The organism is Methanobrevibacter sp. (assembly GCF_045644645.1).
Classification (GTDB): domain Archaea; phylum Methanobacteriota; class Methanobacteria; order Methanobacteriales; family Methanobacteriaceae; genus Methanocatella.
The window spans coordinates 1-5249 of record NZ_JAZRHE010000104.1 but is presented as its reverse complement, the minus strand read 5'-3'; the positions used below and the strand labels follow the sequence as shown (position 1 = coordinate 5249).

General features: G+C 35.4%; 7 protein-coding genes. 6 read left to right on the top strand and 1 reads right to left on the bottom strand.

What is annotated here, in order from left to right; genetic code table 11:
- Positions 1-187: 187 nt before the first annotated feature.
- From ACKI4K_RS05915 to ACKI4K_RS05890, 6 genes are all read left to right on the top strand, one after another.
- Positions 188-424 (top strand): helix-turn-helix transcriptional regulator, encoded by a 237-nt coding sequence (locus tag ACKI4K_RS05915; RefSeq protein ID WP_295001241.1) that lies wholly within the window; start codon positions 188-190, stop codon positions 422-424.
- A gap of 8 nt (positions 425-432) precedes the next feature.
- The gene (locus ACKI4K_RS05910) at positions 433-1164 is read left to right on the top strand and encodes a DUF4013 domain-containing protein (RefSeq protein WP_407423215.1); all 732 of its coding nucleotides are present in this window, start codon (positions 433-435) and stop codon (positions 1162-1164) included.
- A gap of 9 nt (positions 1165-1173) precedes the next feature.
- Positions 1174-2010 (top strand): DUF4013 domain-containing protein, encoded by an 837-nt coding sequence (locus ACKI4K_RS05905; RefSeq protein ID WP_407423213.1) that lies wholly within the window; start codon positions 1174-1176, stop codon positions 2008-2010.
- 60 nt (positions 2011-2070) lie between these two features.
- Positions 2071-2985 (top strand): ABC transporter ATP-binding protein, encoded by a 915-nt coding sequence (locus ACKI4K_RS05900; protein WP_407423211.1) that lies wholly within the window; start codon positions 2071-2073, stop codon positions 2983-2985.
- Positions 2986-2994: 9 nt separating this feature from the next.
- Positions 2995-3720, top strand: coding sequence for an ABC transporter permease (locus ACKI4K_RS05895; RefSeq protein WP_407423209.1), 726 nt, complete (start codon positions 2995-2997; stop codon positions 3718-3720).
- Positions 3721-3789: 69 nt separating this feature from the next.
- Positions 3790-4065 (top strand): zinc ribbon domain-containing protein, encoded by a 276-nt coding sequence (locus tag ACKI4K_RS05890; RefSeq protein WP_407423207.1) that lies wholly within the window; start codon positions 3790-3792, stop codon positions 4063-4065.
- Between the two features lie 130 nt (positions 4066-4195).
- On the opposite strand, the gene mtrH is transcribed toward ACKI4K_RS05890, so the two are convergent.
- The gene (mtrH, locus tag ACKI4K_RS05885) at positions 4196-5134 is read right to left on the bottom strand and encodes a tetrahydromethanopterin S-methyltransferase subunit H (RefSeq protein WP_407423205.1); all 939 of its coding nucleotides are present in this window, start codon (positions 5132-5134) and stop codon (positions 4196-4198) included.
- Positions 5135-5249: the final 115 nt, after the last annotated feature.

Below are 5249 nucleotides of genomic sequence, written 5' to 3'. Positions count from 1 at the left end.
TTATTTTTAAAATTAACTTATTTAATATGGTTTTATTTAATTATAATGGATATTATTAATATTTTTAAAAACCATAAAGTTTATATACTATGTAATTTAACATTAACATAAGTAATTAGTTTTTAACATAATTGCTTCAGTACTTAAATACTTTTTGCAAAATGATAAGTAATTTATGGGGAATATTATGCGAACCATGATTAAATATTTAAGACAAGAGCTCAAACTGAGCCAAAAGGAACTTGGGGACAAGGTTGGTGTTACCCGTCAAACCATTAATGCGTTGGAAAATGGTAGATATAACCCATCCTTATTTCTGGCTTATGAGATAACCCAGGTTTTTAATAAATTGATGTTTAAAGGTGATCGGGAGAAGTATTTCATTATGGAAGAAATATTTATCTTCGACGACGATTATTACTAGGTGATAAAATGATTTTAGATATATATAAGGATGCACTGGAATATTCAGCAAAAGACTGGAAAATTTTAGTGATACTGGGGGTAGTGTGCTTATTCAGTTTCCTGTTGCTGCCCGCTTTTCTGATTACAGGATATAATTATAGAGTTATTAACAATGCGGTACATGGAGTAATCAACGGAAGGGATCCGTTACCTGAGTTCAATGATTTGATAGAAATGTTCATTGACGGTGTAAAAGTCGTGATTGTTCAAATAGCTTATCTGCTTGTACCGTTCATAGTATTTGTGATATTTGCAGTCATTGCCGGAAATTTATCAGGAGCTGCATCATCTGCACTAATGCTTATCGGAGCTCTGATTACATTTGTAATTTTCATAGTTGCAGAGCTGATGATTCAAATGGGAATATGTCACATGGCATACAATGATGGAGCATTTTCAAAGGCATTCGCATTCAGTGAAATAAAAGATGCAATCGATGAAATCGGATGGTTTGAATGCATTGTAACATACGTTGGGCTAATAATCATAACATTGGTCATTTCATTTGTTGTAACTGCAATCATCGGACTGATATTTACAGCATTCGGAATTTCAGGTGCTGTTTTAGGTGCCGATCCAAGCGGAATATTTGTATTGGGGGCATTGATTAACTCAGCCATAACCCTGTTTATTGTCGGACCATACCTGAGCATATTCAATTCAAGATCCATTGGATTGCTCTACACAATGCAAATCTAGGTGATTTATATGGCAAGCATAACTGACTGTGTTGTTGAGGGGCTGAAATATCCATTCACTAACATTAAAAAACTTTTAGGAATCGGAGTGCTGTTTGCTTTATTAAGCGTACTGTCAACAGTCATAGGCATCAAATCATTTGATATTTTCAGAATGTCAATACATCTTGTTGAAAACACCAACGGAACAGTATCACAGATACCGTTTTCACAGTTGCCGGCAGGAGACATTTACCTTGTGGTTGGTTTATCAGTCATTAGTTTCATTGTCGGATTGTTCATATTAGGATACCAATATGATGTTGTAAAATTCTCAATTGACAAGAAGGCAGATCTTCCGGGATTTAATGACATTGCGGGATTATTGGTCAGGGGAATAAAATACCTCATTGTGGCCGTGGCATATTATATCATTCCGGTTATTGTGTGGGCTGTGGGAATAGCATTTGCGGGAGACTCATCAGTATTTATTATTGTAAGTTTAATTGCAGGGTTGCTCTTTATAATTGCGTATTTCCTCATGATTATGGCAGTAAACAACATGGTGGCATATGACAGCATTAAAAAGGCATTTGACTTTAGAGAAATTACGGACAATATTGCAAATCTGGGATGGGGAAAATATATTGGAACAGTCCTGTTCACAGTCATTGTAATGATGATTATTTCTGCTGCTGTAGGCATCATATTGAGCTTTATAACAGTGGCATTTGCAGCAGTCATCAACAATCAGGCAGTAATCATATCCATTGTTATTGCATTTATTGAAGGATTGTTTATAGATTCATATATGACTGTATTTTTCAGCAGGGTTTGCGGATCAATATATAGAGAATCCATAAAATAGATGGAATGTTTTAACGCATTCCACTTTCATTTTTTTAACTAATTTAGGGAGGTTTTATCTGTGTCAGACTACGTCATCGAAACAAACAATTTGTCAAAAAAATATTCCAAAAATCTGGTTGTGAATTCAGTAAATATGCATGTGGAAAAAGGTAAGATTTATGGGCTTTTGGGTAAAAACGGAGCCGGAAAAACCACAACAATGTGCATGCTTTTAAATTTGACATATCCGAGCAGCGGAGACATATTCCTTTTCGGAAAAAACGCTAAAAGATACTCAAATGTATACTCGAATATAGGATCAATCATTGAAACTCCGGGATTTTACGAAAATCTCACCGCATATGAGAATTTAAAGGTCATTGCCAAAATAAGGGGCGATTATGACCCATTTCGTATCAATTCTGTTCTTAAGATGGTTAATTTGGATACTGAAAAGTCAAAAAAATTCAAGGATTTTTCATTGGGTATGAAACAGCGTCTGGGAATTGCGGCCGCTATTATGCATAGTCCGGAGTTACTGATTTTGGACGAGCCCATAAATGGTCTGGATCCGTTCGGAATAAAGGAAATCAGGCAGCTGCTTAAAAGACTGTCACATGAATTTGGAATAACAATCCTAATTTCATCCCATATCTTAAGTGAAATAGAAAACATTGCCGATGTCATCGGATTTATGGATGGGGGAGTTTTGATTGAAGAGATTACACGTAAAGAGTTGCTTGAAAGATTGGAAAAGCATGTTGAATTTGAAGTATCAAACACTGAATTGGCAGTAACTATTCTAAAGACATTGGAACTTAAGGAAAATGAAGATTTTACATTTGAAGCAAATACAATCTGTCTGTATACACATTTGAATCTGAGGGATAAATTCAATGAGTTATTTGTTAAGGCAGGCATTGACGTTAGAAAAGTGAATCTCTGTGAAGAGAATCTGGAAGAGTTCTTTACCAGATTCGTATCTAATAATTGAGGTGATTTGATGTTTACTTTTATTGAAATGGAATTTTTAAAACTCAAAAGATCAAAAATATTCCTGTTAAGTTTGCTTGGAGCTATTCTTCCTCCGCTGCTGATGTTTATTGCGGTTACTTCCTTTGACGAGGGGCAAACCTTTGAGGCATTATTCACCAACGTGAACATGTACATGTCAGCAATGTTTGCGGTTTTAATCTTTGCAATAATCATATCCTATCTGTTTGGAAGAGAGTACAATGAGCATACATTAAAAATAATGCTGACAATTCCAGTATCAAGAGAAAAATTCCTGGCAAGCAAATATTTAATGTTTTTAGTGTGGATTGTGATTTTAACTGTTGTCACCAGCATATCAACTCTCGTATTTGGTTTTGCAGCAGGTCTTGACGGATTCAGTTTAAGGATATTTGCAGATGGCTTCACACAGTTATTATATGCCAATATACTTTTGTTTTTGTCATTCTCTCCATTCGTGTTTGTATCACTGTTCATTACAAACATGGTTCCTGCAATGGTCGGGGGTGCAGGATTGGCATTGGTGAATCTTATGGTCTATGGTCAAAACTGGGCACCATTCGTTCCGTGGGTATGTCCGTATCTGATTGCATCAGATAAGATAGCAGAGTACAGCACAAGCATCACAGTTTCCTATGGTGTTATTCTGGCAACTTTTGTAATAGGACTGGCCATTTCATATATCTATTTCACAAAAACGGATGTTTCAATTTAAAATTATTTTTCAGATACTCTGTGATTTGATTTAAATAGAATCATGTTAATAATAAGTAATGGTGATATCATGAATGATTTTGAAAACCAAAAATTCTGCCAGTCCTGTGCAATGCCTCTGGCAGATGAAAAACTCTTTGGAACTAATGCAGACGGGACAAAAAATGAGGATTACTGTATATACTGTTTTAAAGATGGTGAATTCACTTCAGACATGTCAATGGAGGAGATGATGAATTTCTGCATTGAAAAAATGGTTGAAGTTCATCCTGAAATTGATAAGGCGCAGGCCAGCGCAATGATGAATGAAGTGTTTCCTAAATTAAAAAGATGGGTAAATGATTAATTTTTTTTTAAGCACTGGACGGTTAGATATCCAGTGCTAATTCGGTTTATTTTTTTTGTTTAGATTTGAAAAATATCCTTAAAGATATTTTTATTGATGTTGAGGTTGAAAAAGCAGTATCTTTGATAAATTATAACAACTTGTTTATTGGGTGATACTCAACAGGTTCTGTTCCCATTGGTTTTACAGCTTCACACATGAACATGTCTGTTTGTGCTACTGCTGGAAATGCAATTTTGGCATTTTCGATAGGTCCAAAGAGAACGAAGTCTCCACCGCACATTACCTGCACAATATTTGCGCCGATATCACATACTGTAAATGCAGTTTTATTTCCTGCTTTTTTGTATTCTCTTAACCAGTCCCATGCAGATGGAACGTTGTGAATTCCAGATCCGACTGGGTATCCCCATTTTGCTTTTTCTGCAAATGAGGTTCTAGCAGCAATACCCGCACCTTGGCCTAGTGGGGTTACGGCGGTATCCATCATGAATTTATCAATACCGCAGTCTGCAGCAACTTCAAGCAAACCTTTTTCATATGCTCCATCATCTCCATCTTCCCACATTGCCATTTTTCCCTCAATGGTAGCGTTCATAGGGTTGAATCCTAAGATAATGGAAGCGGATATGTTAGTTTCAGCTAGCGCATCAAGTTCTGATTTATCTGCTGCCATGTTAATTGAGTTGTAAATTGCTCTTTCTGTTAATCCAGTTTCATCGGCATATTGTGCGCCGGCAACTCTAGCATCACCGGATGTTGAATCTATAAGAAATGGTGCATCGCAGATTTCTCCGATGTATTCAATATATTTTGGAAGAGCTTCAACTGTTTGTCCGAAAACCTGCACAATAAATGGATTACCAGTTACATCTGAAATTGATGCCATATCATTAACTAGTTGTTCGGCTAGATCTTTATCGAAATCCCCAGTTAATTCATCATTAAGAATATTGTGACCGCCATAGAAAATGGTTCCTGCCAAAACGGTAGGATATTCTCCAGGTTGTCCACCCATTTTGACTCCTGCAAAGTCAAAAACTACTTGTTCTTTATCAAATTTAAACATTTAATTTAACCTCTATATTTTTCGACCTAACTTTCAATTTCACTTTAAAAAAATTAAAGTTAAGTCTAATAAATATATTTTATTTAATTATATATAAGTCAATATTATAAATTTT